29 protein-coding genes and 1 pseudogene are annotated in these 26247 nt (G+C 36.3%); 23 read left to right on the plus strand and 7 right to left on the minus strand.

Features of this window, described 5'->3' with window-relative positions; translation table 11 throughout:
* Positions 1-162: 162 nt before the first annotated feature.
* Genes IP358_RS01035 through radA form a run of 3 tightly spaced genes read left to right on the plus strand, consistent with a single transcriptional unit; the run spans position 163 to position 3071 of the window.
* Positions 163-780 carry a TlpA family protein disulfide reductase gene (locus IP358_RS01035; protein ID WP_040498273.1) on the plus strand — a complete coding sequence of 206 codons (618 nt, stop codon included), beginning with the start codon at positions 163-165 and terminating at the stop codon, positions 778-780.
* A complete protein-coding gene (ftsY, locus tag IP358_RS01040; protein ID WP_040498272.1) occupies positions 780-1667 on the plus strand; it encodes a signal recognition particle-docking protein FtsY in 888 nt (295 codons plus the stop codon). The genes IP358_RS01035 and ftsY overlap by 1 nt, the downstream gene beginning before the upstream one ends.
* A gap of 57 nt (positions 1668-1724) precedes the next feature.
* Positions 1725-3071 (plus strand): DNA repair protein RadA, encoded by a 1347-nt coding sequence (radA, locus tag IP358_RS01045; protein WP_006802132.1) that lies wholly within the window; start codon positions 1725-1727, stop codon positions 3069-3071.
* Here the strand turns inward: radA and IP358_RS01050 are convergent.
* Entirely contained in the window at positions 3055-4203 is a 1149-nt protein-coding gene (locus IP358_RS01050; RefSeq protein ID WP_006802131.1) for an epoxyqueuosine reductase QueH, read from the minus strand. The two genes, radA and IP358_RS01050, sit on opposite strands and share 17 nt — an antisense overlap.
* Before the next feature lie 149 nt (positions 4204-4352).
* On the opposite strand from IP358_RS01050, the pseudogene rfbB reads away from it, so the two are divergent.
* Positions 4353-5407 (plus strand): annotated as a pseudogene (rfbB, locus tag IP358_RS01055) (dTDP-glucose 4,6-dehydratase).
* Positions 5408-5445: 38 nt separating this feature from the next.
* Here the strand turns inward: rfbB and IP358_RS01060 are convergent.
* From IP358_RS01060 to IP358_RS01075, 4 genes are read right to left on the minus strand one after another with little or no spacing between them, the layout of a single operon-like run.
* Positions 5446-6267, minus strand: coding sequence for a UDP-N-acetylmuramate dehydrogenase (locus IP358_RS01060; protein ID WP_006802129.1), 822 nt, complete (start codon positions 6265-6267; stop codon positions 5446-5448).
* Positions 6267-6533, minus strand: coding sequence for a flagellar biosynthesis protein FliQ (gene fliQ, locus IP358_RS01065; RefSeq protein ID WP_006802128.1), 267 nt, complete (start codon positions 6531-6533; stop codon positions 6267-6269). Before fliQ ends, IP358_RS01060 begins: the two co-directional genes overlap by 1 nt.
* A gap of 9 nt (positions 6534-6542) precedes the next feature.
* The gene (fabI, locus tag IP358_RS01070; protein ID WP_006802127.1) at positions 6543-7364 is read right to left on the minus strand and encodes an enoyl-ACP reductase FabI; all 822 of its coding nucleotides are present in this window, start codon (positions 7362-7364) and stop codon (positions 6543-6545) included.
* A 10-nt stretch (positions 7365-7374) separates the two neighbouring features.
* Positions 7375-8076 carry a triose-phosphate isomerase gene (locus IP358_RS01075; protein WP_006802126.1) on the minus strand — a complete coding sequence of 234 codons (702 nt, stop codon included), beginning with the start codon at positions 8074-8076 and terminating at the stop codon, positions 7375-7377.
* Positions 8077-8167: 91 nt separating this feature from the next.
* On the opposite strand from IP358_RS01075, the gene IP358_RS01080 reads away from it, so the two are divergent.
* Positions 8168-9244, plus strand: coding sequence for an FUSC family protein (locus tag IP358_RS01080; protein ID WP_006802125.1), 1077 nt, complete (start codon positions 8168-8170; stop codon positions 9242-9244).
* 50 nt (positions 9245-9294) lie between these two features.
* Here IP358_RS01080 and dcd read toward each other — a convergent pair whose 3' ends face one another.
* Positions 9295-9855, minus strand: a complete 561-nt coding sequence (gene dcd, locus IP358_RS01085) for a dCTP deaminase (protein WP_006802124.1) — start codon at positions 9853-9855, stop codon at positions 9295-9297.
* Between the two features lie 125 nt (positions 9856-9980).
* Here dcd and accB point away from each other — a divergent pair, with 125 nt between their 5' ends.
* The 4 genes from accB (at position 9981) to dapF (ending at position 13475) form a co-directional block, all read left to right on the plus strand.
* A complete protein-coding gene (gene accB / locus IP358_RS01090) occupies positions 9981-10430 on the plus strand; it encodes an acetyl-CoA carboxylase biotin carboxyl carrier protein (RefSeq protein WP_006802123.1) in 450 nt (149 codons plus the stop codon).
* Complete coding sequence (locus IP358_RS01095; RefSeq protein WP_006802122.1) at positions 10430-11800, plus strand: acetyl-CoA carboxylase biotin carboxylase subunit; 1371 nt, start codon at positions 10430-10432, stop codon at positions 11798-11800. Before accB ends, IP358_RS01095 begins: the two co-directional genes overlap by 1 nt.
* Positions 11801-11872: 72 nt before the next feature.
* Positions 11873-12628: a flagellin gene (locus tag IP358_RS01100; RefSeq protein WP_006802121.1), complete on the plus strand. Its 756-nt coding sequence runs from the start codon at positions 11873-11875 to the stop codon at positions 12626-12628.
* A gap of 97 nt (positions 12629-12725) precedes the next feature.
* Complete coding sequence (gene dapF / locus IP358_RS01105; RefSeq protein ID WP_006802120.1) at positions 12726-13475, plus strand: diaminopimelate epimerase; 750 nt, start codon at positions 12726-12728, stop codon at positions 13473-13475.
* Here the strand turns inward: dapF and IP358_RS01110 are convergent.
* A complete protein-coding gene (locus tag IP358_RS01110; RefSeq protein ID WP_006802119.1) occupies positions 13472-14281 on the minus strand; it encodes a pyridoxine 5'-phosphate synthase in 810 nt (269 codons plus the stop codon). The genes dapF and IP358_RS01110 overlap by 4 nt on opposite strands.
* Before the next feature lie 78 nt (positions 14282-14359).
* Here IP358_RS01110 and IP358_RS01115 point away from each other — a divergent pair, with 78 nt between their 5' ends.
* The 14 genes from IP358_RS01115 to IP358_RS01180 all read left to right on the plus strand — a co-directional run bounded on the left by IP358_RS01115 (position 14360) and on the right by IP358_RS01180 (position 26227).
* Entirely contained in the window at positions 14360-15205 is an 846-nt protein-coding gene (locus IP358_RS01115) for a 3'-5' exonuclease (protein WP_006802118.1), read from the plus strand.
* A gap of 2 nt (positions 15206-15207) precedes the next feature.
* Positions 15208-16113, plus strand: coding sequence for a PDC sensor domain-containing protein (locus IP358_RS01120; RefSeq protein WP_006802117.1), 906 nt, complete (start codon positions 15208-15210; stop codon positions 16111-16113).
* Complete coding sequence (gene hisH, locus IP358_RS01125) at positions 16114-16716, plus strand: imidazole glycerol phosphate synthase subunit HisH (RefSeq protein ID WP_006802116.1); 603 nt, start codon at positions 16114-16116, stop codon at positions 16714-16716.
* An 8-nt stretch (positions 16717-16724) separates the two neighbouring features.
* Positions 16725-17438, plus strand: coding sequence for a 1-(5-phosphoribosyl)-5-[(5-phosphoribosylamino)methylideneamino]imidazole-4-carboxamide isomerase (gene hisA, locus IP358_RS01130; protein ID WP_006802115.1), 714 nt, complete (start codon positions 16725-16727; stop codon positions 17436-17438).
* Positions 17439-17547: 109 nt separating this feature from the next.
* Complete coding sequence (locus IP358_RS01135; protein WP_006802114.1) at positions 17548-17922, plus strand: chemotaxis response regulator CheY; 375 nt, start codon at positions 17548-17550, stop codon at positions 17920-17922.
* Positions 17923-17924: 2 nt separating this feature from the next.
* Positions 17925-18761: a 50S ribosomal protein L11 methyltransferase gene (gene prmA, locus IP358_RS01140; RefSeq protein ID WP_006802113.1), complete on the plus strand. Its 837-nt coding sequence runs from the start codon at positions 17925-17927 to the stop codon at positions 18759-18761.
* A gap of 10 nt (positions 18762-18771) precedes the next feature.
* Positions 18772-20700: an ATP-dependent zinc metalloprotease FtsH gene (gene ftsH / locus IP358_RS01145; RefSeq protein ID WP_006802112.1), complete on the plus strand. Its 1929-nt coding sequence runs from the start codon at positions 18772-18774 to the stop codon at positions 20698-20700.
* A gap of 9 nt (positions 20701-20709) precedes the next feature.
* Positions 20710-21336, plus strand: a complete 627-nt coding sequence (locus tag IP358_RS01150) for a phosphatidylserine decarboxylase (RefSeq protein ID WP_006802111.1) — start codon at positions 20710-20712, stop codon at positions 21334-21336.
* A gap of 3 nt (positions 21337-21339) precedes the next feature.
* Positions 21340-22068: a CDP-diacylglycerol--serine O-phosphatidyltransferase gene (gene pssA, locus IP358_RS01155; protein ID WP_006802110.1), complete on the plus strand. Its 729-nt coding sequence runs from the start codon at positions 21340-21342 to the stop codon at positions 22066-22068.
* Positions 22069-22179: 111 nt separating this feature from the next.
* Positions 22180-23709 carry a 2-isopropylmalate synthase gene (locus tag IP358_RS01160; RefSeq protein ID WP_006802109.1) on the plus strand — a complete coding sequence of 510 codons (1530 nt, stop codon included), beginning with the start codon at positions 22180-22182 and terminating at the stop codon, positions 23707-23709.
* 404 nt (positions 23710-24113) lie between these two features.
* Positions 24114-24455: a preprotein translocase subunit SecG gene (gene secG / locus IP358_RS01165; RefSeq protein ID WP_006802108.1), complete on the plus strand. Its 342-nt coding sequence runs from the start codon at positions 24114-24116 to the stop codon at positions 24453-24455.
* A 10-nt stretch (positions 24456-24465) separates the two neighbouring features.
* Positions 24466-25020: a ribosome recycling factor gene (gene frr, locus IP358_RS01170; protein WP_006802107.1), complete on the plus strand. Its 555-nt coding sequence runs from the start codon at positions 24466-24468 to the stop codon at positions 25018-25020.
* A gap of 23 nt (positions 25021-25043) precedes the next feature.
* Positions 25044-25655, plus strand: a complete 612-nt coding sequence (gene pyrE / locus IP358_RS01175) for an orotate phosphoribosyltransferase (RefSeq protein ID WP_006802106.1) — start codon at positions 25044-25046, stop codon at positions 25653-25655.
* Between the two features lie 8 nt (positions 25656-25663).
* A complete protein-coding gene (locus IP358_RS01180) occupies positions 25664-26227 on the plus strand; it encodes an RDD family protein (protein WP_248613356.1) in 564 nt (187 codons plus the stop codon).
* Positions 26228-26247: the final 20 nt, after the last annotated feature.

A 26247-nucleotide genomic window follows, 5' to 3' on the forward strand; every position in this document is an offset into this window, starting at 1 on the left:
TAAAAATAATGTGCTAAAGATTTAAAATTTATAAAAATTTAAATTGATCTTAAATGATTTTCGTCATTTTTATTCGCTGTATTAGTAAAAATAGAATCTTAAAATAGGCTTTTGTGGCAATATTTGGTATAATCTATGCTTTTATTATTTTTAAGGAATAAGATGCGATTGATTTGGTTAGGAATGGTATTTAGCTTGTGTTTGTTAGTATTTATTGGCTGTGGGGAAAGCACGCAAGAGATAATAGAACCAGAGCAAAAAATTTTGAAAAGCTTGCCGTTGCAAGCAGATAATGGAGAGACTTTAATTGTTAGTCAAAAAGAACAAAAAGAAAATGATGAATTTGCATCTTTGGCTTCAAAGTCAAATATTTTTGAAAATTTAAGCGTTACAAGTGGAGGGAAAAATATCAAAATTTTAGTATTTTTTACAACATGGTGCGATCCTTGCAAGGGGATTTTACCGCATTTGGATAATCTTAAAAAACAATTTGGAGATAAGATTGCATTTTTTGGGATTCCTATTGATGATTTGGTAGGAGAAGTAGAGAATTTTAAGGGTTCAGTGCAAGTATTTAGTGAAGAAAATGCACTCAATATACCGCTTATATTAGATGGAAATCGTGGAGAACTTTTTAAAGTGCTTGGTGGAATTGAAGGTGTGCCACTAATTGTTTTATATGGAGAGAATGGAGAATATATTATGCACTATTTAGGTGCAATTCCAGAAGAGATGATTGAATTTGATTTGTCACAAAATTTGGTTCAAAAGGGGCAGTGATGTTTAAAGTCTTTAAAAAAACATTAGAAAAAACAACGCAAAATATTCGGGATTTGCTTCCAAAAGCACGGAAGAAGCTCTCTAAAGAGGTATTGGAAGAAATTTTAATTGCGACAGATATGGATTATGATTTGGTTGAGATGATTTTATCGCCTCTAGGTAATGAAATTAGCAAGAATGAGTTAGAAGTTGCTTTGTTGCGTTTGTTTCGAGGGGAGAGTTATTATGATAAAGTGCAAGCCAAGAAAGTGAGCGCAAAGCCTTGTGTGGATTTGATTGTGGGCGTTAATGGAGCAGGCAAAACAACAACCATTGCGAAACTTGCAAATGCATATAAAAAACAAGGGAAAAGTGTGATTTTAGGTGCCGGAGATACTTTTAGGGCGGCAGCAATTGAGCAAATTAAACTTTGGGGAGATCGTTTAGGTGTTCCTGTGGTTGCTTCGCAAATCGGACACGACCCATCAGCGGTGGCATTTGATGTGATAACTTCAGCGGTAGCAAAGAATTTAGATGTCGCAATTATTGACACAGCTGGGCGTTTGCATAATCAAAGTAATTTACAGCAAGAATTAGAAAAAATCGTGCGTATTTGTAATAAGGCAAAAGAAGGCGCGCCTCATCGCAAAATTTTAATTTTAGACGGCACGCAAGGAACTTCAAGTCTAGATCAAGCTAAGATTTTCAACCAAACACTTGGAGGTGTAGATGGAGTGATTATTACGAAGCTTGATGGCACAAGCAAAGGGGGAGCAATTTTTAGTATGATTTATGCGTTGCGCGTGCCAATTTTATATATTGGTGTTGGCGAAGGGGCAGAAGATTTAGTTGCTTTTGATGAAAATGCTTATATCCAAATGCTTTTAGATTCTATATTTAGCGAGTGAGATTGAGTTTTAGAAAAACTTTTATATTGTTTAGTGTAATTTTGGCAAGGTGATAGGGTGGCAAAGAAGAAGGCGCAAGTTTTTGAATGTCAGCATTGTGGGTTTCAAAGCTCAAAATGGCTTGGAAAGTGTTCTAATTGTGGGGCTTGGGAGAGTTTTTTAGAATTAAAAGAGAAGCAAATTCAAGCTTTTAAGGGCTTGGAATCTCAAAACCTAAAAGTTAAGCGCATTACAGAAGTGGAGAGAGAAGAGTTTGTGCGTTTTAGCTCTGAGGAAAGTGAGCTTGATATTGTGCTGGGTGGGGGGATTGTGCTTGGAGGAATGTATCTTGTTGGGGGGAGTCCGGGTGTTGGTAAATCTACGCTACTTTTAAAAATTGCAAGCAATGTAGCAAAAAGTGGCAAAGAGATTTTATATGTGAGTGGAGAAGAGAGTGCTTCACAAATTAAACTAAGGGCGGAGCGATTAAAAGCATTAGATGAGAATTTATATTTACTCAATGCTATTAAATTAGAAGAGATTTTAGCAGCAATTAGGGATAGGGAACATTCTTATAGTTTGGTTGTGATTGATAGTATTCAAACGCTTTATAGTGAGGCAATCAGCTCAAGTCCAGGGAGTGTTTCGCAAGTGCGCGAGGTAACATTTGAGCTAATGCGCCTTGCAAAAGAATATGGGATTTGTGTATTTATAATCGGACATATTACAAAAGAAGGGACGATTGCTGGACCTAGGATTTTAGAGCATATGGTGGATTGTGTGCTGTATTTTGAAGGGGATTCAAGTAGGGAGTTGCGCTTTTTGCGTGGATTTAAGAATCGTTTTGGAAATACAAGTGAGATTGGAATCTTTGAAATGCAAAGCAATGGTTTAGTGGGTGCAAAAGAAGCTTCTAAGATTTTTTTCTCACAAAAGACTTCGAACCCAGGAAGTGCGCTAAGTGTGGTAATGGAAGGGTCACGCGCACTTGTGCTTGAAGTGCAAGCTTTAGTTAGTGATTGCGCTTATGGCGTTCCAAAGCGTGCTTGCACGGGATTTGATCAAAGTCGTTTAAATATGATTTTAGCACTTTTAGAGCGTAAATTAGAGATTCCATTAAATCGCTATGATGTGTTTATTAATATTACAGGTGGGATTAAGATTGTTGAAACAGCGGCGGATTTAGCAGTTGTTGCAGCGATTTTATCGAGTTTTAGGAATCGTGCTTTGTCAAACTCTAGCGTATTTATTGGGGAGGTAAGTTTAGTGGGCGATGTGCGTGATGTGTCTAATGTAGAACAGAGATTAAAAGAGGCAATTTCGCTTGGAATCACGCATGCTATTGTGCCTAAGAAACCCAAGCAAAGCTTGGCGATTAAGTGTTATGAGGCGCAAGAAGTTACAAAAATTATTGATTGGATGTAGGGTTTGGGATAAAATCCTCTAAAATCTCTTCTTGCATAATATGCGTGATTTCTAGCGTGAAATCTGTGTTAAAGGCGTTTTCTACAATGACAATAGGCGAAGTGAAAAATCCATTAGGATAGAGTTTGTAACGCAAGGCAAGTTGTATCTCTTCGCTCAAGCCTTCTTTTAAAAGAGTATTAAAATCTTGTAAAAGCGTGCTCGAGTCTTGTGTTTTTAGCAAATCTTTAAAAGTGTTAAATTCTAAAAATACGATTCCATCTTTGCTTGCATATCCGATTCCATCTTGCCAAAATTCTATCTTTGCTTTTGTGGGTTTGTTTAGCATTGAGTAGTTGCAAATAAAGCTAGGGATTATGGAATCCTTTATGCTTAATAAGCCCTTTAATATGCGGTATTGCAGGACTTTGCGCTTGATGATTTGATAGGGTTTTTGAGTTTGTTCTAGTTGTGTGCGCGCTTGGAAGTTTTTAAGACGTAAGGAGGGGAGATTGCGCGATTGCTTTGGGAGATTAAGAGTGGAGAAAAGCTCTAATGAAGTTTTGTTGGACTTCTCGCGCTGGGCTTTTAGCGCATAAAGGCAACCACAATAATTTTGGCGGTAGAGATTTGCTTCTTTTGCAAGTTTGTTTTGGATTTGTGTGCCACCATTGCTTCGCACATCAATGGGCAAAAAGGTTAAGTTGTGCTTAGTAGCAATTGCTTCACCTTGTGTAAAAAGATCGTTTTGGGACTTCATAGGGCTTGCAAGCAAGGTGCTTGTAAATTCTACACAATGTGTATCTAGCGCAATTTGCGCGCTTTTTTCTAATCTAAAATCAAAGCAATAATTGCATCGCTCACCCTTTTCTGGAGCATCTTCTAAGCCCTTGCTGCCCTCTAGCCACTCTTTTAGATGATATTCTCCTTCAATAAGTGGAATCCCAAGCTGTGCGCAACTTCGCTTTACATCAAGTAAGCGCATTTGGTATTCTTCAAAGGGGTGAATGTTGGGATTGTAAAAATATCCACAAAAGTTTTTATGCGGGTATTTTTCTTTGAGTTGTGTTAAAAAATGGTGGCTATCCACGCTACAACAAATATGGACTAAAGTCGTGTTTTTATGCGTGAAATCATAGGGAATCTTAGACATTTTTTGCCTTTTTTGTGGAATTGTAACGCATTGTTGTGAAATAGCGCAAGGTTTTGGCTTGTTATTTTGCTTGAAAATATTGACAAATAAAGATAATCTATAGCATTGAAATGTTACATTAACGCTTAATTGTTATATAAAGGTGAAGTGTGGATTTTCAAAGAAATATTTTAATTACAGGTGGAGCAGGTTTTATCGGTTCTCATTTGGTGCGTTTTTTTGTAAAAAAGTATCCAAAATATCGTATAGTTAATTTAGATAAGCTAACTTATGCAGGCAATCTTGCAAATCTTTTAGAGATTAAAAAGAAACAAAATTATATTTTTGAGTATGCAGACATTTGTGATATTAAATCTGTGCGTAGTATTTTTGAAAAATATAAAATTGATGGTGTAATTCATCTTGCAGCAGAATCACATGTTGATCGTTCCATAGATGAACCTTTCGCTTTTGCAAAAACAAATATTCTTGGCACACTTTCTCTTCTTCAGACGTCTTATGAGTTTTGGAAAAATTTAAATATTTTGCGGGGGGGGGGGGGATTTTTTACCATATTTCAACAGATGAAGTTTATGGAACTTTAAAATTTGATAATACGCTTTTTACAGAAAATACAAAATATGATCCGCATTCTCCATACTCTGCAAGCAAAGCAAGTAGCGATCATTTTGTGCGCGCATTTTATGATACTTATGGATTGCCAATACTCATTACAAATTGTTCAAATAATTATGGACCATTTCAGTTTCCAGAAAAACTTATTCCAGTGGCCATTAGTAATCTTCTAAATGGGGAGTCTATTCCAATTTATGGAAAAGGGGAAAATGTGCGTGATTGGCTTTATGTGGAAGATCATGTGCGTGCGATTGATCTTGTTTTTCATTGCGGTAAGATTGGGGAAACTTACAATATAGGTGGCAACAATGAGAGAAAAAATATTGATATAATTTTTTTGATTACTCGTATTATTGATGAGCTTTTAGAAAATCCTATTGGAACATCAGAGAAGTTAATTTCATTTGTAGAAGATCGTGCAGGACATGATTTGCGTTATGCAATTGATGCTAGCAAAATACGGGAAGAGCTTGGTTGGATGCCATTAGTTGAGCTTGAAGAAGGCATAAAAAGAACTGCAATGTGGTATTTAGAGAATAGGCAATGGTTGGCAGTTGCTTTATCTAAGAAATTAGTGAATTGTTGTTAAGGAGTTTAGGATATATTATTTTTATTTGAAAATAAAATTTATTGAATAATTTGCACTTCTTCTTCTAAAGTGATTTTAGATTCCATATAGACCTTTTCTTTTGCCAAGTGGATTAAATCTAAGGCTTCATTAAAGCTAGAATTGCCAAGATTAACTAGAAAATTTGCGTGGATTTGACTAAACATCAAGCTTTTGTTTTTGCCAAATTTTATACCTTTTAAGCCTATTTGTTCGATTAATGCACCCGCAAAATTGCCACTAGGATTTTTAAAGCAACTCCCAAAACTTGGTTCTTTTGGCTGGTTTGCACGCATTTTAGCAAAGGTTTCTATAAGACTTGCTTTAAAGCCAAATTTCTTTTTAAAAATCCCTGCAAAGATTAGCTCTTTAATCGCGCTATTGCGGTATGTTAGCCCTAATGATTCCACACTTTTAAACTTAAGCTTAACATTGGAATCTAAAATTAAGATTCCATCTAAAATGTCTTTGATTTCATAAGTTTTTAGCCCTGCGTTCATTTTGATAATCCCACCTATGCTTCCAGGAAGTTTGGATAAAATCTCAAAACCGCTTAAATTATGGCGTTTTGCATAAGAAAAGATCTTGCCACTAGGCGTTGCCGCACCTATTTCTAGGCTATCACCTAAATCTCTAATATAATCAAACTTTTTGCTCAATGTGATAAGGTTTTTTGCATTTGGAGAGATTAGGAGATTATTTGCCTTGCCAATAATATTAATAGTCTCACCACTCTGTAAAAACCTATCGTAGTCCTCTGTGGATTCTATGAAGTTTAAAGGTTGGATTGATCCAATTTTAACACTTGTGTATTGTGAAAAGTCAATGAGTTTTTGAAACATTAAAAAAGAAAAGTTGGCATCATATTGAAAATGCGCGTTGTAAAATCTATCAGCATGTTTAGCATCCAAGGCATTGTAAAGATAATCACAACAATTACTGCTAGGATTTTTGGCACAAAGGTGAGTGTCATTTCGTTAATTTGTGTTGTGGCTTGAAAAATACTAATCATAAGCCCTACAACAAGCCCTACAAGAAGCATTGGAAGCGATAAAATTAATGTGATTTTGTAAGTTTCAATCGCAAGATTCATTAACTGCGCTTCCATAGACTGCCCCTATTTCACAGAATCCCAAACCATACTAGCCTTGCCATTCTTCTCTGTAACAGCTGCCATTCCCATAATATTATATCCACAATCTACATAGTGAATCTCACCTGTAACGGCACTAGCAAGTGGAGAGAGTAGATACATTGCAGAGTTTCCAACTTCTTCAATGCCGACATTTTTGCGCAATGGAGCATTTGCTTCATTCCATTTTAAAATAAATCTAAAATCCCCAATTCCACTTGCTGCAAGTGTCCTAATTGGTCCAGCCGAGATCGCATTTACACGGATTCCTTTTGGTCCTAAATCGTGTGCTAAGTAACGCACGCTAGATTCTAATGCAGCTTTTGCCACACCCATTACATTATAATGCGCTACATGTTTTACTGCTCCCAAGTAGCTAAGAGTTAAAATAGAAGCATTTTCATTTAGCACAGGCTCTAATTCGCGGCAAAGCTCAATAAGAGAATACACAGAAACTTCCATTGCAACATTAAATGCTTCTTTAGAAGTGCCTAAAAAGCTTCCATCTAAAGCTTCTTTTGGTGCAAATGCTACACTATGGACTAGAAAGTCAAGCTTGCCAAAGTCCTTTTGAATCTGCTCCCTTAAGGTGGCAAAATGTTCTTTTTTGCTCACATCAAGCTCATACACATATGAGCTACTGCCGATTTCATCAGCGATAGGACGCACACGCTTTTCTATTTGTTCGTTCATATAGGTTAAAGCAAGGGTTGCGCCTTGTTCCTTGCATGCTTTGGTGATTCCATAAGCAATGGATTTGTTATTCGCAACGCCTACGATTAGCCCTTTTTTGCCTTTCATAATCATAACTTAGCCTTTAAAATGAATTTTCTAAAATTTGACAAAAGCTTTCTATTTCCCAGCTTGCACTGCCTACAAGCACGCCATCTACGCCATTTAGGCTTAGGATTTCGCTTGTATTTTGGGGTTTCACACTTCCGCCATAAAGAAGTGGGATTTTACCTAATTTTTGCTTTAAGCGTGTGTGGACTTGTGTGATTTCATCTAAAGTTGCACTAACTCCGCTTCCAATTGCCCAAATTGGTTCATAAGCAACAATAAGTTTAGGATAACTTAAATCAATTCCTTGTAATTGCGATTCCAAAAAGGCTAATGTGGAATCTAAACCTTGATTTTTGGTATTCAAACTTTCTCCGATACAATAAAAAATTTCAAAATTTTGTTTAGCAAAATACGCAAATTTTTGCGCGCAAAACTCTTGGCATTCCCCTAAAAAGCGCCTTTCGCTATGTCCTATGAGTAAGGTTTGAATGCTAAACTCTTCTAATTGCTCTAAGCCTATCTCGCCTGTAAAAGAGCCATTTTGTACAAAATATGCATTTTGCGCTCCGATTGAAAAATGTTTAAATGCATTCTCTAAAAGTGCCGTTGAAGGTGGGAACACAGCGACTTTGTGCGGAATGCTTTTGTGTGATAAAAAGGACTCTAGCGCATCACAAAACTCTTGTGTGCTTTTTCTTGTGTGATTTGTTTTAAAATTGCTTGCAATGATTTTCATTTTGGATTCCTTTTTTAAAAAAGAATTATAGCAAAACCCTAAGAATCTTAAAAGTTAGCTATAATGCTTGAATTTAAACACAAGGCGTTTTATGCTTCAAGGGCTGAAAAAAGATTTTGGATTAATTTTTACTTGGAATCAAAGCGATAGATCTTGGCAAATGCCGTTTTTTGCAGGGCTTGGAGTGGCTGTGATTTTGTTTGTTGCTACATTGTTTGGACGCCCTGATTTTGGGCTTGTTTCTGTGATTGGAGCGATGATTTTTCTCTATGTGCCTGATACACCTATTTATCATAAGATGATTTTAAGTATGTCTTGTGCATTTGGGATTATCGTATCTTTCACGCTTGGGCTTGTTGGGCAGAGTTTCCCGCAACTTATTCCCTTAATCGTCTTTGGCGTAACGCTTGTAAGTGCGCAAGTTGTGCGATATTTTAGTATCGGGGCTCCGGGCTTTTTTTTCTTTACATTTGCTACGATTCTTGGGACTTATATTCCTTTTGAAGTAAGAGATTATCCTATGGCTATCGGACTTGTAGCACTTGGGACAATGGTAGCAAATGTGATGGTACTTTTGTATTCTCTTAGTGTAATTTATATCTTTAAACACGCAATTAAGCCTATTCCAAAGGTTGGGGAGTTTGGGTTTGGCGTGATTGTTGTTGATCCTATGATTATCGCGTTTTTTGTGGGATTTGCGATGTTTTTTCAAAGTCATTTGGAGCTGAATCGTGGGTATTGGGTGGGGATTAGTTGTGCTGCGGTGATGACGGCGGTAACTTTTAAGCAAATTTGGATTAAGCAACTCCAAAGGATTTTAGGTACGATTGTTGGGGTGAGTTTGGCATATTTTTTGTTGCATTTTACTTTTAGTGCGATGGAGTTTGCGCTTTTGATGATGGTTTTAATGTTTTTTGCGGAATACACAGTAGTGCGTAATTACGCACTATCAATGGTGTTTTTAACGCCTTATTCTACTTATTTAGCGGAAGTTAGTAATTTTATGCAATATAATCCTGATATAATTATTCAAGCTAGGGTTTTAGATATTATAGTGGGGAGTATTATAGGGTTAATTGGCGGAGCATTTATGCATTGGAGTGTGTTGCGTAGAGCTCTAGAACGCATTGCAAGAAAAATTGTGTTTAAATGGATTGGCGCAGAGTGAAGTTGGAATCCAAAATGCAAAAGCTAAAATCCGATTCCAACTTTTAGGAATTATTTTAAAATTCTAGGGAGTGTGATTCCTTTTTGGGCTTGGTATTTGCCTTGTTTATCTTTATAGCTTACTTCACAATCTCTATCGCCCTCTAAAAATAGCACTTGTGCAATACCTTCATTGGCATAAATTTTAGCAGGCAGAGGTGTTGTATTTGAAATTTCAATAGTAATATGCCCTTCAAATTCTGGCTCAAAAGGCGTAACATTAACGATGATTCCACATCTTGCATAAGTGCTTTTACCAAGACAAATGGCTAAAATATTGCGTGGAATTTTAAAATACTCTATTGTTCTAGCGAGTGCAAAAGAGTTTGGCGGAACAATGCAAACATCACCGACAAAATCCACAACATTTGCCGCGTCAAAATTTTTAGGATCTACAACCATTGCATTGATATTTGTAAAGATTTTAAACTCATTGCTCACACGAATATCATAGCCATAACTAGATAATCCATAGCTTACAACGCCTTTGCCCACTTGATTTTCGCAAAAGGGTTCAATCATGGCGCGTTCTATTGCCATTTTTCTGATCCAAGTATCTTCTTTCAAGCCCATTTTATTCCTTAACTAAGTAATTATTTTATGTAAATATGATATTATAACAGATTTAAATCGCAAGTTATCTCTAAAGCTATTAGAGTTTTAAGTAGCGAAATTAATTTTTCAATAAAGGCTTTTAAATGGATTTTAAGGATATTAAAGAGCTTATTAAAATTTTTGATGCAAGTGCTCTCAATCGTCTAAGCATTACGCAAGATACAACTAAAATCAAACTTGAAAAAGGTGTAAGTGGTGCAACATCTGTTGTGCAGGCAGCACCAGCTCCAGTCACACAAAGCCTTCCGCAAGTTTCTCCTGTGGCTTCTGTGCCAGCTCCAGTAACGCCTAGTGGAGATACAATCAATTCTCCTATGGTTGGAACATTTTATCGTTGTCCATCTCCAAATACTCCAGCTTATGTTAATGTGGGCGATAAAGTAAAAAAGGGGCAAACACTTGGAATTATTGAAGCTATGAAAATTATGAATGAAATTGAAGCAGAATTTGATTGTAAAATTTTAGAAATTATTCCAAATGATGCACAGCCTGTGGAGTATAACTCCCCTTTGTTTGTCGTGGAGAAACTCTAATGTCTTTGCAAAAAGAAATTAATACCATTTTAATTGCAAATCGTGGTGAAATTGCCTTAAGAGCTATCCGCACTATTAAGGAAATGGGTAAAAAGGCGATTGCTGTATATTCCACAGCCGATAAAGAAGCGCATTATTTAGATTTAGCAGATGCGAAAGTATGCATTGGTGGAGATAAATCTAGTGAGAGTTATCTAAATATTCCAGCAATTATTTCTGCAGCAGAACTCTTTAAGGTAGATGCAATTTTTCCTGGATATGGATTTTTAAGTGAAAATCAAAATTTTGTAGAGATTTGTAACCATCATGGCATTGAATTTATCGGTCCAACACCAGATGTTATGGTGCTAATGAGCGATAAAAGTAAAGCTAAAGAAGTAATGAAAAAAGCTGGTGTTCCGGTGGTTCCAGGAAGTGATGGTGCTGTGGAATCCAAAGAACAAGCCATTAAACTTGCCAAAGAGATTGGTTACCCTGTTATTTTAAAAGCTGCTGCAGGTGGTGGTGGGCGTGGAATGCGTATTGTAGAAAGTGAAGAAAATATGTTTAATGCTTATTTGGCAGCGGAATCTGAGGCAATTAGCGCATTTGGAGATGGCACAATTTATATGGAGAAGTTTATTGATAAACCAAAGCATATTGAGGTGCAAGTTATTGCGGATAAATGTGGTAATGTTTTGCATATTGGTGAGAGAGATTGCTCGCTTCAAAGACGCCACCAAAAGTTAATTGAGGAATCTCCTGCGCCCACATTAGAGCCAAAAACGCGCGAGAAGTTATTGCAAACTGCAATTACTGCTACAAAAGCAATTAAATATGTGGGTGCTGGGACTTATGAGTTTTTGTTAGATTCTAATCAAAATTTTTATTTTATGGAGATGAATACAAGATTGCAAGTTGAACATCCTGTAAGTGAACTTGTAAGTGGTTTGGATATTATTGAATTAATGATTAAGGTTGCGGAGGGGAAAGAGCTTCCAAAGCAAGATTCTATAAGTTTTAGTGGATGTGCGATGGAATGCAGAATTACAGCAGAAGATCCTGTAAAGTTTTATCCTTCTGCTGGTAAAATCACAAAATGGATCGCACCGGGTGGAAATAATGTTCGTATTGATAGCCACGCTTATGCAGGATATGTTGTGCCAATGTTTTATGATTCTATGATTGGTAAGCTCATTGTGTGGGGACGCAATCGTGATGAGGCGATTGCTAGAATGGCGCGTGCATTAGATGAGTTTTGTGTTGAAGGCATTAAAACAACGATTGCATTCCATAAAGAAATGATGAAAAATGACGATTTTAGAAGAGGAGTTATCCATACTAAGTATTTGGAGCAGAAAATGGCTAGTGATTCTGCAAAAAAGGCATAAAAGTGGAATGCAAAATGCTTATGTTTTTTAAAATCGCAAGGATGCAAATCAATCAATCTTAAGGAGATAAAAATGAAAATTGGAAATTCACAAAGCACTAACGAGAGCCTGATTAGCTTAAAAAAAGCAAAAGATGAAGAGAAAGATGCAATAAAAAAGCTTGCTTCCCCGCGTTCTCTTGAAGCTACAGATGGCGCAAGTTTAGCCATTGCAAATGCCCTTTTAGCGCAAGCAAACTCAATGAGTCAAGGCGTGCGAAATGCTAATGATGCGCTAGGTGTTATGCAGATCGCTGATGCGACACTTTCAAATATCACAAGTTCCGCAATTCGTATGAATGAGCTTTCTGTGGCACTTGGAAATCCTGCATTAAATAGTGATCAAAGGGCGATGATTGAAAGTGAAGCAAACGCACTAACACAATCAATGCAAGATGCAACAAGTCAAGCAATTTTTAATGGTAAAAATGTTTTTGGCGGACAAATGAGTTTTGTAACAGGTAATGGTACAGCTAGTATTAATATGCAAGCGCCAAATATTGCAGACTTGAGCGTAAATAATCAGCAAAGTATTTTGAATTTCATTGATCGCGTAAATATGGAGCGTGCAAATATTGGTTCTGCAATGAATGGAATCCAATCTGGGATTAATGCAAGTATGAATACGATTGTGAATTTAAAAGCTGCTGAAGGTGGTTTAATGAAAGATGATGTTGCAGAAAACTACAATCAATTAAATAGTGCAAAACTTAAAGAAAATGCAACACTTTATGCAAACTCTTTTAATACAAAATATCTCCAAAATCGCCTAGATGCACTTCTTGGCTAAATTTTTAGCTCTCGGCTAATCCCCTTTTTGGGCGATTTGTTTTTCTTATTGTTTTTAAAAGCTTTTCTAATAAAATCTTAGCTAAAAAAGGATTCTAATGTTTTTCAGTAAGTATTCTGCAAGTGGGAATGATTTTATTTTAACACATACTTTTAAGTTTAAAGAAGGCTCTTGGGCAGAACTTGCAAAGAGAATTTGCCACAGGCAAGAAGGGGTTGGAGCTGATGGGTTAATTGTTTTAAAGCCACACCTAACTTATGATTTTGAATGGGAATTTTACAATGCCGATGGAAGTGTCGCAAATATGTGTGGTAATGGAAGTAGGGCGGCTGCATTGTATGCAAAGGATTTGAATCTTGCGCCAAATAGGCAAGAATTTTTGACAGGGGCTGGAGTGATTAATGCAGAAATTTTTGCAGAGTTGGAATCTAAAATTTTAGTGGAAAGTGCATTAACTAAGGCAAAAGTTATACAAGAGAATATTCAAGAATTTGGCGTAAATTGGTGGCTGATTGATACTGGTGTGCCACATTTAGTGTGTGAAGGTGCAAATTTAAATAAGGAAGATTTGCGTGCTTTGCGTCATAAATACAATGCAAATATTAATATTGCAATGTTGGAGAAAGATTGTGTTAGAGCTAGAACTTTTGAGCGTGGTGTGGAAGATGAAACGCTAGCGTGTGGGACAGGAATGGCTGCGATGTTTTATTATCTTAAAGAGAAAGACAAGGTGTCCAATCCTTGCTGTTTTAAGCCTGCAAGTAATGAAGAATTGTTTTTAAGGGAAGAAGAAGGCAGAATCTTTTTAAAAGGAAATGTTAGAAAAATCTGTGATTTTGTGTATTAATCTAATCTGAAAGCGTTTCTTTCTGAAGGTTTTATCAACTTTACCATTTCCTTAATGGCGGATTCTAAGCCTGTGAATATGGAGCGAGCAATAATGCTTTGCCCTATATTTAATTCTATGATTTCTGGGATTTGTAAAATGGGTGCTAGATTGTGATAGTTTAATCCGTGTCCTGCGGCAACTTCAAGCCCTAACCATTTGGCTTCCTTTGCACCATCGCGTAAGCTGGAGATGGAATCTAAAAAGTGTGTTTTAAGTTCAGAGCGTGGGATTTTTAGCGATTCTATGGTATTGTGCGTGTAGGAGAGATTAGAATTTAACATCAAATGGAGATTTGCATAAGTGCCCGTGTGGAGTTCTACCATTTGCGCTCCAACTTCCTTAGAAGCGCAAATTTGATCAATTTGTGTGTCAATAAATAAAGAAACTTCTATGCAATGTTCCCTAAAAGTGCGTGTAATTTCTGCGATTCTCTCAAAATTTGCCACAACATCAAGTCCGCCTTCTGTGGTAACTTCTTGACGATTTTCTGGCACAAGGGTAATGCGATGGGGAGAGATTTTTAAAATAAATTCAAGAATTTCTGGGTTAATGGAGCATTCAATATTTAAAGGAAGGACGGAAGAGTTGCGGATTCTTAACACATCATCATCGTGGATATGGCGACGGTCTTCGCGCAAATGTAAAGTGATTTGGTCTGCGCCAGCTCTTTTTGCAATAAACACTGCTTCAAGTGGGTCAGGGTCGTTGATTTTCCTTGCTTCGCGCAAAGTTGCGATGTGGTCAATATTTACTCCAAGTAACATAATTAAAAGCCTTGTGTTTTTCTTGGATTCTAACTAAAATTACTTTAAAATACATAATTTTGTTTAGGAGAGTGTGCTTTGGTTGCGGTGTTTGATTGTGAAACAATTTTAGATGTGGAGTTGCTTAAAAAAGGTTTTAAACAAGCATTTATGGATCATGGAATTAACATAGCGCAATGCAATGATTTAGAGCTTAGCAAAAAGGCAATGGAGATTCAAAAAGAACAGAGTGGGAGTGAGTTTTTACCTATTTGTTATCATCAAGTTGTGAGTATTGCGGCTGTGCTTTGTGATGAGTATGGAAAATTTATTAAAGTGGGAAATTTTAAAGCAAAGGGTGATTCTAAAGAAGAAAGGGAAAAAAGTATTATTCAAGATTTCTTAAATTATCTTAACCATAAGCAACCTAAGCTTGTAAGCTACAATGGGCGGGGTTTTGATATGCCTATGCTACTTTTGCGTGCGATGAAATATCGCTTAAGCGCAAATGCGTATTTTGAAGAAAATAATCCAGAGTTTAATAAGAGTAAATGGGAGAATTATCGCCAAAGATATTGCGAGCGATTTCATTTAGATTTGCTAGAAGTTTTGGGGAATTATGGGGCTGTGCGGAATCTAAAATTAGATGTACTTGCTAATTTAGTAGGCTTTCCTGGCAAATACGATACAAGTGGCGATATGGTGCTTGATATGTATTATAATGGAGAGCTAGAAAAGATAGACACTTATTGCCAAAGTGATGTGCTAAACACTTATGGATTGTATTTAAACTATGAGCTTTTAAAGGGAAATTTGAGCAATGAAGATTATTTGACAATTTTACAAAAGTGGCGCGATAAACTTACAAAAGATGAGAACACAAAAAACAAAGAGTATTATCCTGTATTTTTTGATACAATTAGCGCACAATTAAATCAAGGATAACAATGCTTTCAAAAGAGATTTTGCAATTTAGTGAAATGCGTTATGAGATTAGGGCGTATTTATGTTTTTTACTTCAACGCAATATTAAAAATAATCTCCCCCATATAGAGTTAAATAAAATTATTGATGGATTGCATAAGATTGAACATGAAGTTGGGATTTTTGAGCTTTTGTATGTGCTTGATGCAAGCGGAAGTTTGGTAATAGATGGAATATCAAAGGATTCTACTTTGGAGTGCAAAAAGGGGGATAATCACAATGAGCGCGCGTATTTTTACCGTGCTGTTAAAGAGAAAAAGTGTATTTTGACTGATCCTTATCCTTCTCTTGCTAGTGGAAATCTTGTAGTTACAGTATCTTATCCATTGTATAACGATAAAGGTAAGTTAATATATGTGGTATGTATGGATATTCCCCTAGAGCAAACTTCGCTTCTTGTGCGACCAGCACCGCTTTTTGGATTCTTTTCTGGCTTTGGAAAGAGTGTGTATTTTGTGATGTCTTTGGCGTTGTTTTTAGTGAGTGCGTTGCTGTTAGTTAAAGGTGGGATTAGTATGTGGGAAGGGCTTTTGCGTTTTAATCGCTTGGATATTAAAGATGTCTTTGAAGCGACTATTTTAATTACGCTCTCTTTAGCGATTTTTGATTTGGTGCGTGCGATTTTTGAAGAAGAAGTGTTGGGAAGACAAAAATCGCAAGATTCTAAAATGGTGCATAAGACAATGACGCGCTTTTTAGGATCTATTGTGATAGCGCTTGCCATTGAAGCCTTAATGCTCGTGTTTAAATTTACTATTATTGAGCCTGAAAAACTCATTTATGCGGTGTATTTAATTGGTGCGGTTACTTGCTTACTGATTGGACTTGCAGTGTATATGCGCTTTACGGCAAAATTTAAAAGAGATTAAATGTTAGGGATTGTAAATTATCAAGTTGGCAATCTTGCAAGTGTTAAAAATGCAGTTTTAAGGCTTGGAGAAAAGGTAGAGATTGAGAGTAATCCGTATAATCTTAAAAACTATGATCGCCTGATTTTGCCCGGAGTTGGGGCATTTGGTGATGCAATGGAGCATTTGCGTAATTCTGGTATGCAAGAAGCAGTGCTAGAGTTTGTAAAAAGCGGTAAGCCTTTGCTTGGGATTTGCTTAGGAATGCAACTTCTTTTTCAAAAAAGTTATGAGTTTGGCGAACATTTTGGACTTGGGCTTTTAGAAGGGGAAGTGGTGAAATTTAATTTTGACAATAGTGTAAAAAAGATTCCGCATATGGGGTGGAATGTCGTGCATAAAAAGATGGAATCGCCTTTATTGCAAGATTTGGATTCTATTTTTTATTTGTATTTTGTGCATAGTTTTTATGTTAAAAATTTAGAAAATGCAGTTGGGGTTAGCAATTATGGAGTAGATTTTGCTTCTATTGTGCAAAAAGAGAATATTTTTGGAATCCAGCCTCATCCGGAAAAATCACACAATGTAGGGCTTAGGATTCTTAAAAATTTTATAGAGTTATAAGGGGAAATATGCAGATTATTCCAGCAATTGATTTAAAAGATGGTTGTGCTGTTCGGCTTAGTCAAGGCTTAATGGAGAGTGCAAAGATTTATGAAAAAGATCCTTTAGATTTAGCAAAACATTTTGAATATCTTGGGGCTAAGTATTTGCATATTGTGGATTTAGATGGTGCATTTGCAGGAGAGCCAAAAAATCATAGGGTAATTGAAAGAATTTGTAGGGATTCTAAGCTTAAAATTGAAGTTGGGGGTGGAATCCGTAATGAAGAGATTATTAAAAGTTATATTGATTTAGGTGTTACGCGCGTGATTTTAGGCTCTATCGCGCTTAAAAACCCAGAATTTGCGCTCAAAATGGCAGAAAAATATGCGGTAGTTATAGGCATTGATGCAAAAGATGGTAAGGTTGCAACAGAAGGTTGGGCGAAGAGTGGAAGCACTCTAGCTTGGGAGTTTGCAGAGATTTTTAAAGGTAGCAAAGTAGAGGCTATTATTTGCACAGACATTGCGCGTGATGGAATGCTAAATGGAATCAATGTGGATTTTGCAAAAACAATTCAACAAAAAAGCGAGCTTTTTACCATTGCTAGTGGTGGATTATCAAACCTAAGTGATTTTGAAAAGTTAGAAAATGCTAGAATCAGTGGTGTGATTGTAGGAAAAGCGTTTTATGAAGGGAAAATTGATTTAAAAGAAGTTTTTGAAAAATTTGGAGATAAGTAGATATAAAGCGCATAAAACTTTAGAATTTTATGTTTTCTTATAGGAAATTGTGCTAATATGCTCCGTTAATTTTTCTAATTAGAAGTTTTAATTTTACAAGGAGTTAGCTTTGAAAATGGTTGTTGTTGATGATAGCTCTACGATGCGTAGAATTATCAAAAATACCTTAGCAAGACTTGGTTATAACGATATTTTAGAAGGTGAAAATGGCGTTGAGGGTTGGGAAAAAATGAATGCTAACCCTGATGTCAAGGTTCTAATCACGGACTGGAATATGCCAGAAATGAATGGTTTGGATTTAGTTAAGAAAGTGCGTGCTGATGAGCGCTTTAAAGATATTCCTATTATTATGGTTACAACAGAGGGTGGGAAAGCAGAAGTTATTACAGCGTTAAAAGCAGGAGTAAATAATTATATTGTAAAGCCTTTCACGCCGCAAGTTTTAAAAGAAAAATTAGAAGTTGTTTTAGGTGTAAATGACTAAAGATGGAGTCTTGTTATTATTGCCTAAGCGTTACAGCAAGTGATTATTTATGGCTATTGCAAGATAAAGCACTTGAAATAACAGGTGAGGCGATTGAAGAGATTGAAAATGGATTCCTTATTCGCACGGAAAAATCTAAAGAATATATAGAATTTTTAAAGGCACAATTTGTTTCCTATGCAAAAGAGATAGAGCAAATCTTTGGTGAGACAGTTGGCTTAGAATTAAGTGTTAGTATTTGTGAGAATGAGGATTGGATTGCTAAATACCGCGATTCCATTACCCCTATTGAATGTGGAAGATATTATATCCACCCTTCTTGGTATGCTAAAAAAAATAACAAAATTAATGTTATTATAGATCCAGCACTTGCTTTTGGGAGCGGACATCACGCAAGTACTTTCGGCTGTTTGAAAGCTTTAGATGCATTGGAGCTTCAAAATAAGAAGGTTTTAGATGTGGGTTGCGGAAGTGGGATTTTAAGCATTTGCGCTAAAAAAAGTGGTGCGATTGTGTGGGCTTGTGATACTGATGAAGTGGCAGTAGATTCTACAAAAGAGAATATGCGAAAAAATGGTGTGGTTTTAGATCAAGTCTTTTTGGGGTCTTTACACGTAATTCCACAAAACAAGGAATCTTTTGATATTGTTTTAGCAAATCTTTTAGCCGATATCATTGTGGCACTGCCTTTACGGGATTTTGTAAAAAAAGAAGGATATTTGATTTTATCAGGAATTTTAGAGAAATATTTACAAAAAGTTCTTGATAAATTCAAAGATTTTAAAGTTATATCACAAGAAATTAATACAGAGTGGGTAACTTTAGTTTTACAAAAATAAAAGGATATAAATGCAAAATCTAAATAATAATCAAAATCCACAAGATAAAAAACCTAATGGATTTTTTAATCAAAATCCACTGATGGTTTTTGTGATTTTTGCAATCATTGCTATTGTAGCATTTAAGATGATGTCGCCTAGTGGAGAAGTCAGTAAGTTAAGTGGAGCAAGTACAACACGAACAATTAATTATTATGAGTTAAAAAAGCTTATTGAAAATAAGCAAGTGGATTTTGTTGCCATTGGTCAAACTAATATTAAGGCAACTTCTGAGAGTGGCGGAAGTAAGATAATTTATAACGCACAACGCGTAAATCCGGATAACACACTAATTCCTTTACTTGATGAAAAAGGTGTGGAATACACAGGTTATAGTGAGAATAATTGGTTAAGCGATATGCTTTTTGGTTGGGTTTTACCTGTGTTTATTTTCTTTGCAATTTGGATGTTTTTAGCAAATCGTATGCAAAAAAATATGGGGAATGGAATTTTGGGAATTGGAAGCTCAAAAAAACTTGTCAATGCAGAAAAGCCAAATGTGAAATTTGAAGATATGGCTGGAAATTCAGAAGCAAAAGATGAGGTTGTAGAGGTGGTAGATTTTTTGAAAAATCCTGAACGCTATGCAACTTTGGGAGCTAAGATTCCAAAAGGCGTGCTTTTAGTAGGACCTCCTGGAACTGGAAAAACGCTTTTAGCAAAAGCAGTGGCAGGGGAGGCGAATGTGCCGTTTTTTTCTGTGAGTGGAAGTAGCTTTATTGAAATGTTTGTGGGTGTGGGTGCTAGTCGTGTGCGTGATTTGTTTGAAAATGCAAAGAAGGAAGCCCCAAGTATCATCTTTATTGATGAGATTGATGCTATTGGAAAAAGTCGTGCGGCGGGAGGAATGATAAGTGGAAATGATGAAAGAGAGCAAACGCTAAATCAACTTTTGGCGGAAATGGATGGATTTAGCTCTGATGCCTCTCCAGTAATTGTTCTTGCTGCGACAAATCGTCCTGAAGTGCTTGATCCAGCACTTTTAAGACCGGGAAGATTTGATAGACAAGTGCTTGTAGATAAACCAGATTTTGAGGGGCGTGTGGAAATCTTAAAAGTGCATATTAAAAATATTAAGTTAGCGCGCAGTGTGGATTTATTTGAGGTAGCAAAACTAACAGCTGGGCTTGCAGGTGCAGATTTGGCAAATATAGTAAATGAAGCAGCGCTTCTTGCAGGGCGTAATAATAAAAAGGAGGTTGAACAAAGCGATTTCTTAGAAGCAGTAGAGAGGGGAATTGCAGGATTGGAGAAAAAATCTCGTAGAATTTCTCCAAAAGAGAAGAAAATTGTTGCTTATCATGAAAGTGGGCATGCTTTAATTGCAGAGATTACAAAGGGCGCAAAAAAGGTTACAAAGGTTTCTATAATTCCTCGCGGGCTTGCAGCGCTTGGTTATACACTAAATGCTCCTGAAGAAAATAAATATTTAATGCAAAAACATGAATTGCTGGCAGAAGTTGATGTCTTGCTTGGTGGAAGGGCTGCTGAAGAAGTATTTTTAGGAGAGATTTCAACGGGGGCTAGCAACGATTTAGAGAGAGCAACTGATATTATTAAGGCAATGGTAAGTTATTATGGAATGACAGAAGTTGCTGGTTTGATGGTACTTGAGAAGCAACGCAATGTGTTTTTAAATGGTGGTTTAAGTAGTGCTAGAGAATATAGCGAAGAAATGGCGCAAAAAATGGACACACATATCAAGGAAGTTTTAAATGAGCGCTTTACCGCGGTTAAGACTTCGTTAGAGACTTATAGGGAAGCTATTGAAAATATTGTAAAAGAATTATTTGAAAAAGAAAATATTGATGGCGAAAAAGTGCGCGAGATTATTAGAGACTATGAAGAAAAAAATAATATGGAATCGCGTCTTGTAGCATTAGAAAAAGAAGAAGCTTAAAGGAGAGTTATGAAAACAACCACAGAACTTATTGCAAAAGAAGGTTGGAAACCTTTAATCATTGCGCTATTTGGACTTTTACTTTCTGTGTTGTTAAATTGGAATTTTTTAGCCTTTGTGTTTTTGGCTGTTGTGCTATGTATGGCGTATTTCTATCGTAATTTAGAACGCATTGCTGAAGATATTGCTGATGATTGTGTGTTAGCACCCTTAGATGGCATAATTAAGAATATTCAGAATAAAGAAGATGGAATTCATTTAAGTATTAAAAAACCGATTTGTTTTTGTGGAATGCTTAGAATGCCGTTAGCTAAATTTGGTAAAGCCGGGGAAGCTATGGAGCTAGAGCGTGTTTTTGGACTTAAAAATGGTAAGAGTGCCACTGGGAAGCATATAAAGATTGCTTTTAAGCGCGATAGGGATAGTGAAACAATGCTCTATTTGACTTTGTATCCAAGAAATTTTTCACAACTTTTTTTGTATTTTTGGGATCTAGATTTTAAATTAGGTGAGCGTTTGGGATTTTTTTTAAGTGGCGATGCAGAGCTTGTAATTCCATTGGAAGCGGAATTAAAAGTAAATATTGAAGATAAGATTTACGCTGGGCAAACATTGATTGCAAGCTTCAAGGAATAGGCAATGCGTATTGATCCGCTTTATATTTTTCCAAACCTTTTTACGGGTGCTAGCATTTATCTAGGAATCTTGGCGATTTCCTATGCATTTATGGGGCGTTTTACTTTAGCATGTTGGCTTGTGCTTGTGAGTTTAATTTTTGATGGATTAGATGGGCGTGTGGCTAGATTAACAGGCACAACAAGCAAGTTTGGGGTGGAGTTTGACTCTTTAGCTGATGTTGTTGCTTTTGGTGTGGCGCCGGCGATGATTTTGTTTTTTTACACAGGATTCCATTATGGAAAATTTGGCGTTGTTGTGGCTGGATTGTATGTTGTGTTTGGAGCAATCCGTCTAGCACGCTTTAATATTACTACAACTCAAAATGAGCCAAATGTTTTTATAGGTCTCCCTATTCCTGCTGCTGCGGTGTTTGTGGTGAGTTGGCTGCTTTTTGAGATGTATTTAAGCAGGATTTATCCGCACTATTCTTATGAAATTTTGCTGTTTTTAATGGTTGCAAGTCTTGCTGTGTCGCTTCTAATGGTGAGTAATATCCGCTATCCCAGCTTTAAAAAGATGAATTTAGAGCGGTTTGGTTTTAAGAAAATCATTGTATTTTTAATGTTGGTGCTAGCAATTTTGTTTATCTATCCCATTTTTACGATTGTAACTTTGATTACTCTTTATGTATGTTTTGGTCCGAGTCGCGCGATGTATTACTTGCTAGCAAGACGCTTTAATAAGGATTAAAATGCGAACAAAATTTGTTTTTTGTTGTTGTAAAAATCTTTTAACGCTTTCTCTGTATTCCCCACTGGGTTTGTAGATTTTCTATTAAACATATATTTTAAGGATTTTTAAATGGAAATGATTAAGATTTTTGATACAACTTTAAGAGATGGTGAGCAAAGCCCAGGTGCTTCTATGAATACAGAAGAAAAAGTCAAACTTGCTTTACAATTAGAACGACTTGGTGTAGATATAATGGAAGCCGGGTTTGCAGCAGCAAGTCCGGGGGATTTTGAAGCCATCAGTAGAATTGCTGAAGTGGTGCAAAATAGCACAATTTGTTCTCTAGCGCGTGCGATTCCAAATGATATTGAACGCGCAGCAAAGGCATTAGATGGAGCCAAACAAAAGCGTATTCATACTTTTATTGCCACAAGCCCTATCCATATGGAATTTAAGCTAAAAATGCAACCTAATGAAGTGCTAAAACGCGCAGTTGAAGCAGTTAAGCTTGCTAGAAGCCTGTGTGAAGATGTGGAATTTAGTTGCGAAGATGCGTGTAGAAGCGATATAGGATTTTTAAAAGAAGTGGCTCTTGCCGTGATTGAAGCAGGTGCTAAGACTTTAAATTTACCTGATACAGTTGGCTATCGTCTGCCACAAGAATTAGGATATATTATAAAAGAGCTTAAATCTTGCGTTGGGGATTTGGCAATTTTATCTGTGCATTGTCATAATGATTTAGGATTAGCGGTTGCAAACTCGCTTGCTGGAATTCAAAATGGAGCAAGGCAATTAGAATGCACGATTAATGGGCTAGGCGAAAGAGCTGGAAATACCGCACTAGAAGAAGTTGTGATGATTTTGAAAACGCGTAAGGATATTTTTGGGGATTTAGAGACGCGTATTAACACCAAAGAAATTTACGCAGCAAGCAAGCTGGTTGCTGATATTACGGGAATTTGTCCGCAACCTAATAAGGCAATTGTAGGAAAAAATGCCTTTGCTCACGAGAGTGGAATCCATCAAGATGGAATGCTTAAACATAGGGAAACTTATGAAATTATGTCCGCAAGTGATATTGGGATTCCGCAAGATAAGGGCTTGGTACTTGGAAAGCATAGTGGAAGAGCGGCGTTTAAGGATAAATTAACAAGTTTAGGATTTAATGATTTAACCAAAGAAGCCCTTGATAACGCATTTGAGAAGTTTAAGGTGCTGTGCGATAAGAAAAAAGAAGTGTATGATGAGGATATTCGCGCACTTCTTACAGAAGAGGCAACAAAGATTCCACAAGTTTTTGAATTGCTTGCAATGCAAATTAGTAGTGATTCTAATGGCGTGCCTTATGCAGCAATTTCTATCTTAAAAGATGGGATTAGTCGTATTGACGCGGCAATTGGGAATGGGAGTGTGGATGCGATTTTAAAAACCATTGATAGAATTAGTGGATACAATGGAATCTTAAAAGATTATAAAGTAGAAGCCGTGAGTGAAGGTAAAGATGCGCTTGCAAAAGTTGTTGTAAAAGCAGAATTTGAACCTAATAAACCTGCATTTATCGGACATGGATTGCATTTGGATACTTTACAAGCCACAGCTAAAGCGTATCTTGGTGCGTTAAATAGTTATTTGTCAATGCGTTCTTTAATTGCTAAATAAGGGTATTTTGGGGAAAAGGATTTCTTGATTTGGATTTGAGATTTAGAGTGTCGATAGACTCTACAAATCCAAATAATGAAACAGACGAAAATTTTGTGGTTTTGTTTAGTTGTCTGTGTGATAAATACATAATCTTTGATATTTTAGGTTTAATAAAAAGTTTATTTTTAATCAAATATTTTTAGAAAAATATTTGATTATTTTAAGTAATATATTTTAGTAATATGTTTGTTTTTTGTCTTTTATCTTGATCTCTATTTTAGATATTTTACAATAAAGCTTAAGGGTCATAAGTAATGCTTCTATAGGCTTTATGTTTGCTGGAAAATTAGAGAGGAATAAAGCTTTTGTTTAAGTATGTTTAGATAAAATGCGCAGAATTTTTTTAAATCAAAAGGTAGATTATGAGTGGAATTTTGTTGATTTTGCAATTTGTGCTGGCAATTTTGATTACAATTGTTGTAATGATGCAAAAAAGCTCAAGTATGGGACTTGGAGCATATAGTGGTAGTAATGAGAGTTTATTTGGAGCAAAAGGTCCTGCTGGATTTTTAGTGAAGCTTACCTTTGCACTTGGCTTACTTTTTGTATTAAATACTATCGCGCTTGGTTATCTTTATATGCAAGATGCCAAGCGTTCAATTATCGATGGAGCGGAGATTCCAGCATCTTCCGTTCCTGCTGTGCCTGTTGCGCCGGCTCCTTTAGAATCAGGGATCCCTGCGCAAAATACAGAATCTAAATAAAGGAAGTCTAATGGAAGCAATTTATACGCATACAAAAGAAGCAATGGATAAAAGTATTGAAGCGATGAAAAAGGAATTTGGAACTTTGCGTAGCGGTAAGGTTTCTGTTTCTATTCTTGATCACATTCGCATTGATTATTATGATACTCCAACGCCGCTTAATCAAGTTGGCTCTGTTATCGCACAAGATGCTAGCACGATTGTAATCACACCCTGGGAAAAAAATTTACTAAAAGATATTGAAAGAGCAATTCAAGAAGCAAATATTGGTGTAAATCCCAATAATGATGGCGAGACAATTAAACTCTTTTTTCCTCCGATGACAAGTGAGCAAAGAAAAGAGATTGCTAAAGAAGCTAAGAATATAGGCGAAAAGGCAAAGGTTGCAATTCGCAATATCAGAAAAGATTCCAATGATAAGATTAAAAAGCTAGAAAAAGATAAGGAAATTAGCGAAGATGAGTCCAAAAAAGGTCAAGATGAGATTCAAAAATTTACCGATAATGCCACAAAAAAGATTGATGAGTTAGTTAAACACAAAGAAGAGGATTTGTTAAAAATCTAGTTGGAATCTAAATAAGGAATACCATGGATATCGCACAAATTTACAAGAATGCAAACGCGCTGTTAGAAGGGCATTTTTTATTAAGCAGTGGAAGACACTCGCCTTTTTATCTGCAATCTGCAAAGGTATTGGAAAATCCGAAAGTAGCTGAGAATTTAGCATATGAGCTTGCGTCTTTAATTCGCAAATCTGGGATCAAGGTGGATTGTATTTGTTCGCCTGCTCTTGGTGGGATCTTAGCGGGCTATGAGTTAGCGCGCACACTTGGAGTTCGCTTTATTTTCACAGAGCGTGTAGAGGGCGCAATGGCGTTAAGACGAGGCTTTGAAGTGAAGCCTAAAGAGAGAGTTATTGTTTGTGAAGATATTATTACTACAGGTGGTTCTGCAATGGAATCTGCAGGAGTTATTAAGGCTTTAGGGGCTGAAATTGTAGGTTTTGCAGCCTTAGCAAATCGAGGTATTTGTAATCGTTTTAATGCACCAAAGAATACGGAAGCTCCAGATTGCAAGCTAGACGTAAGTCTCCCCTTGTTTGCATTAGAAGATTTTATCTTTGAAACTTATGAAGCAAAAGATTGTCCATTGTGCAAGCAAGGATCGCAGGCTATTAAACCGGGAAGTCGTGGAAATTAGGAAGGATAGTGCGCTGGAGAAAGGTTAAACAAGGCAAAGAATTACTTAAAGAAAAGAATTTTAAAAAAGATTCTATAATTGCACTTTCAAAGCCTGTGCGGTTAGAGTCTAAAAATTTTAAAAATCTCCCTTTAAAATTGCACAAAGAGTTAGAGAGTAGTGGTTCTAAGGCGCTTTTTTATGCTGGGTTTTTAGAGCGCGGTAAGGCGCAAGTGATTGATACTTTTATGATTTATATGCCTCTTTTGTATGTTTTAACCTATGTTGTTATTGGCAGTGCGCAAGGATTCCGTGAGTCTAGTTGGGCTCCGGCTGTTGGGGTGTTGGTTTATGCAAGTATTGTGGCACTGCTTCTAGCACTCAAGGGGCAAACACCTGGAAAAAAGGCATATGATTTATGGATTGTGCGCGAAAATGGAAAAAAAGTTACATTTCTTTTTGCATTTTTTCGCTTTTTCGCTTTTTTGGTTTCTGGTACGAGCGTTATTGGAATCTTATTGCCGCTGTGGCGCAAGGATAAAAAAGCATTACACGATATATTGTTTCAAACAATTGTGCTAAGAAAAGGTTAATTATTAATTAAATTTACTTT

It is taken from the genome of Helicobacter winghamensis ATCC BAA-430 (genome assembly GCF_028751035.1).
Taxonomy (GTDB): Bacteria; Campylobacterota; Campylobacteria; order Campylobacterales; family Helicobacteraceae; genus Helicobacter_D; species Helicobacter_D winghamensis.

Coding starts and splice junctions, on each gene's coding strand:
- IP358_RS01035 (WP_040498273.1), top strand. CDS start 163: ATGCGATTGATTTGGTTAGGAATGGTATTTAGCTTGTGTTTGTTAGTA.
- ftsY (WP_040498272.1), top strand. CDS start 780: ATGTTTAAAGTCTTTAAAAAAACATTAGAAAAAACAACGCAAAATATT.
- IP358_RS01050 (WP_006802131.1), bottom strand. CDS start 4,203: ATGTCTAAGATTCCCTATGATTTCACGCATAAAAACACGACTTTAGTC.
- IP358_RS01060 (WP_006802129.1), bottom strand. CDS start 6,267: ATGTTTCAAAAACTCATTGACTTTTCACAATACACAAGTGTTAAAATT.
- fliQ (WP_006802128.1), bottom strand. CDS start 6,533: ATGGAAGCGCAGTTAATGAATCTTGCGATTGAAACTTACAAAATCACA.
- fabI (WP_006802127.1), bottom strand. CDS start 7,364: ATGATTATGAAAGGCAAAAAAGGGCTAATCGTAGGCGTTGCGAATAAC.
- IP358_RS01075 (WP_006802126.1), bottom strand. CDS start 8,076: ATGAAAATCATTGCAAGCAATTTTAAAACAAATCACACAAGAAAAAGC.
- IP358_RS01080 (WP_006802125.1), top strand. CDS start 8,168: ATGCTTCAAGGGCTGAAAAAAGATTTTGGATTAATTTTTACTTGGAAT.
- dcd (WP_006802124.1), bottom strand. CDS start 9,855: ATGGGCTTGAAAGAAGATACTTGGATCAGAAAAATGGCAATAGAACGC.
- accB (WP_006802123.1), top strand. CDS start 9,981: ATGGATTTTAAGGATATTAAAGAGCTTATTAAAATTTTTGATGCAAGT.
- IP358_RS01095 (WP_006802122.1), top strand. CDS start 10,430: ATGTCTTTGCAAAAAGAAATTAATACCATTTTAATTGCAAATCGTGGT.
- IP358_RS01100 (WP_006802121.1), top strand. CDS start 11,873: ATGAAAATTGGAAATTCACAAAGCACTAACGAGAGCCTGATTAGCTTA.
- dapF (WP_006802120.1), top strand. CDS start 12,726: ATGTTTTTCAGTAAGTATTCTGCAAGTGGGAATGATTTTATTTTAACA.
- IP358_RS01110 (WP_006802119.1), bottom strand. CDS start 14,281: ATGTTACTTGGAGTAAATATTGACCACATCGCAACTTTGCGCGAAGCA.
- IP358_RS01120 (WP_006802117.1), top strand. CDS start 15,208: ATGCTTTCAAAAGAGATTTTGCAATTTAGTGAAATGCGTTATGAGATT.
- hisH (WP_006802116.1), top strand. CDS start 16,114: ATGTTAGGGATTGTAAATTATCAAGTTGGCAATCTTGCAAGTGTTAAA.
- hisA (WP_006802115.1), top strand. CDS start 16,725: ATGCAGATTATTCCAGCAATTGATTTAAAAGATGGTTGTGCTGTTCGG.
- prmA (WP_006802113.1), top strand. CDS start 17,925: ATGGAGTCTTGTTATTATTGCCTAAGCGTTACAGCAAGTGATTATTTA.
- ftsH (WP_006802112.1), top strand. CDS start 18,772: ATGCAAAATCTAAATAATAATCAAAATCCACAAGATAAAAAACCTAAT.
- IP358_RS01150 (WP_006802111.1), top strand. CDS start 20,710: ATGAAAACAACCACAGAACTTATTGCAAAAGAAGGTTGGAAACCTTTA.
- pssA (WP_006802110.1), top strand. CDS start 21,340: ATGCGTATTGATCCGCTTTATATTTTTCCAAACCTTTTTACGGGTGCT.
- IP358_RS01160 (WP_006802109.1), top strand. CDS start 22,180: ATGGAAATGATTAAGATTTTTGATACAACTTTAAGAGATGGTGAGCAA.
- secG (WP_006802108.1), top strand. CDS start 24,114: ATGAGTGGAATTTTGTTGATTTTGCAATTTGTGCTGGCAATTTTGATT.
- frr (WP_006802107.1), top strand. CDS start 24,466: ATGGAAGCAATTTATACGCATACAAAAGAAGCAATGGATAAAAGTATT.
- pyrE (WP_006802106.1), top strand. CDS start 25,044: ATGGATATCGCACAAATTTACAAGAATGCAAACGCGCTGTTAGAAGGG.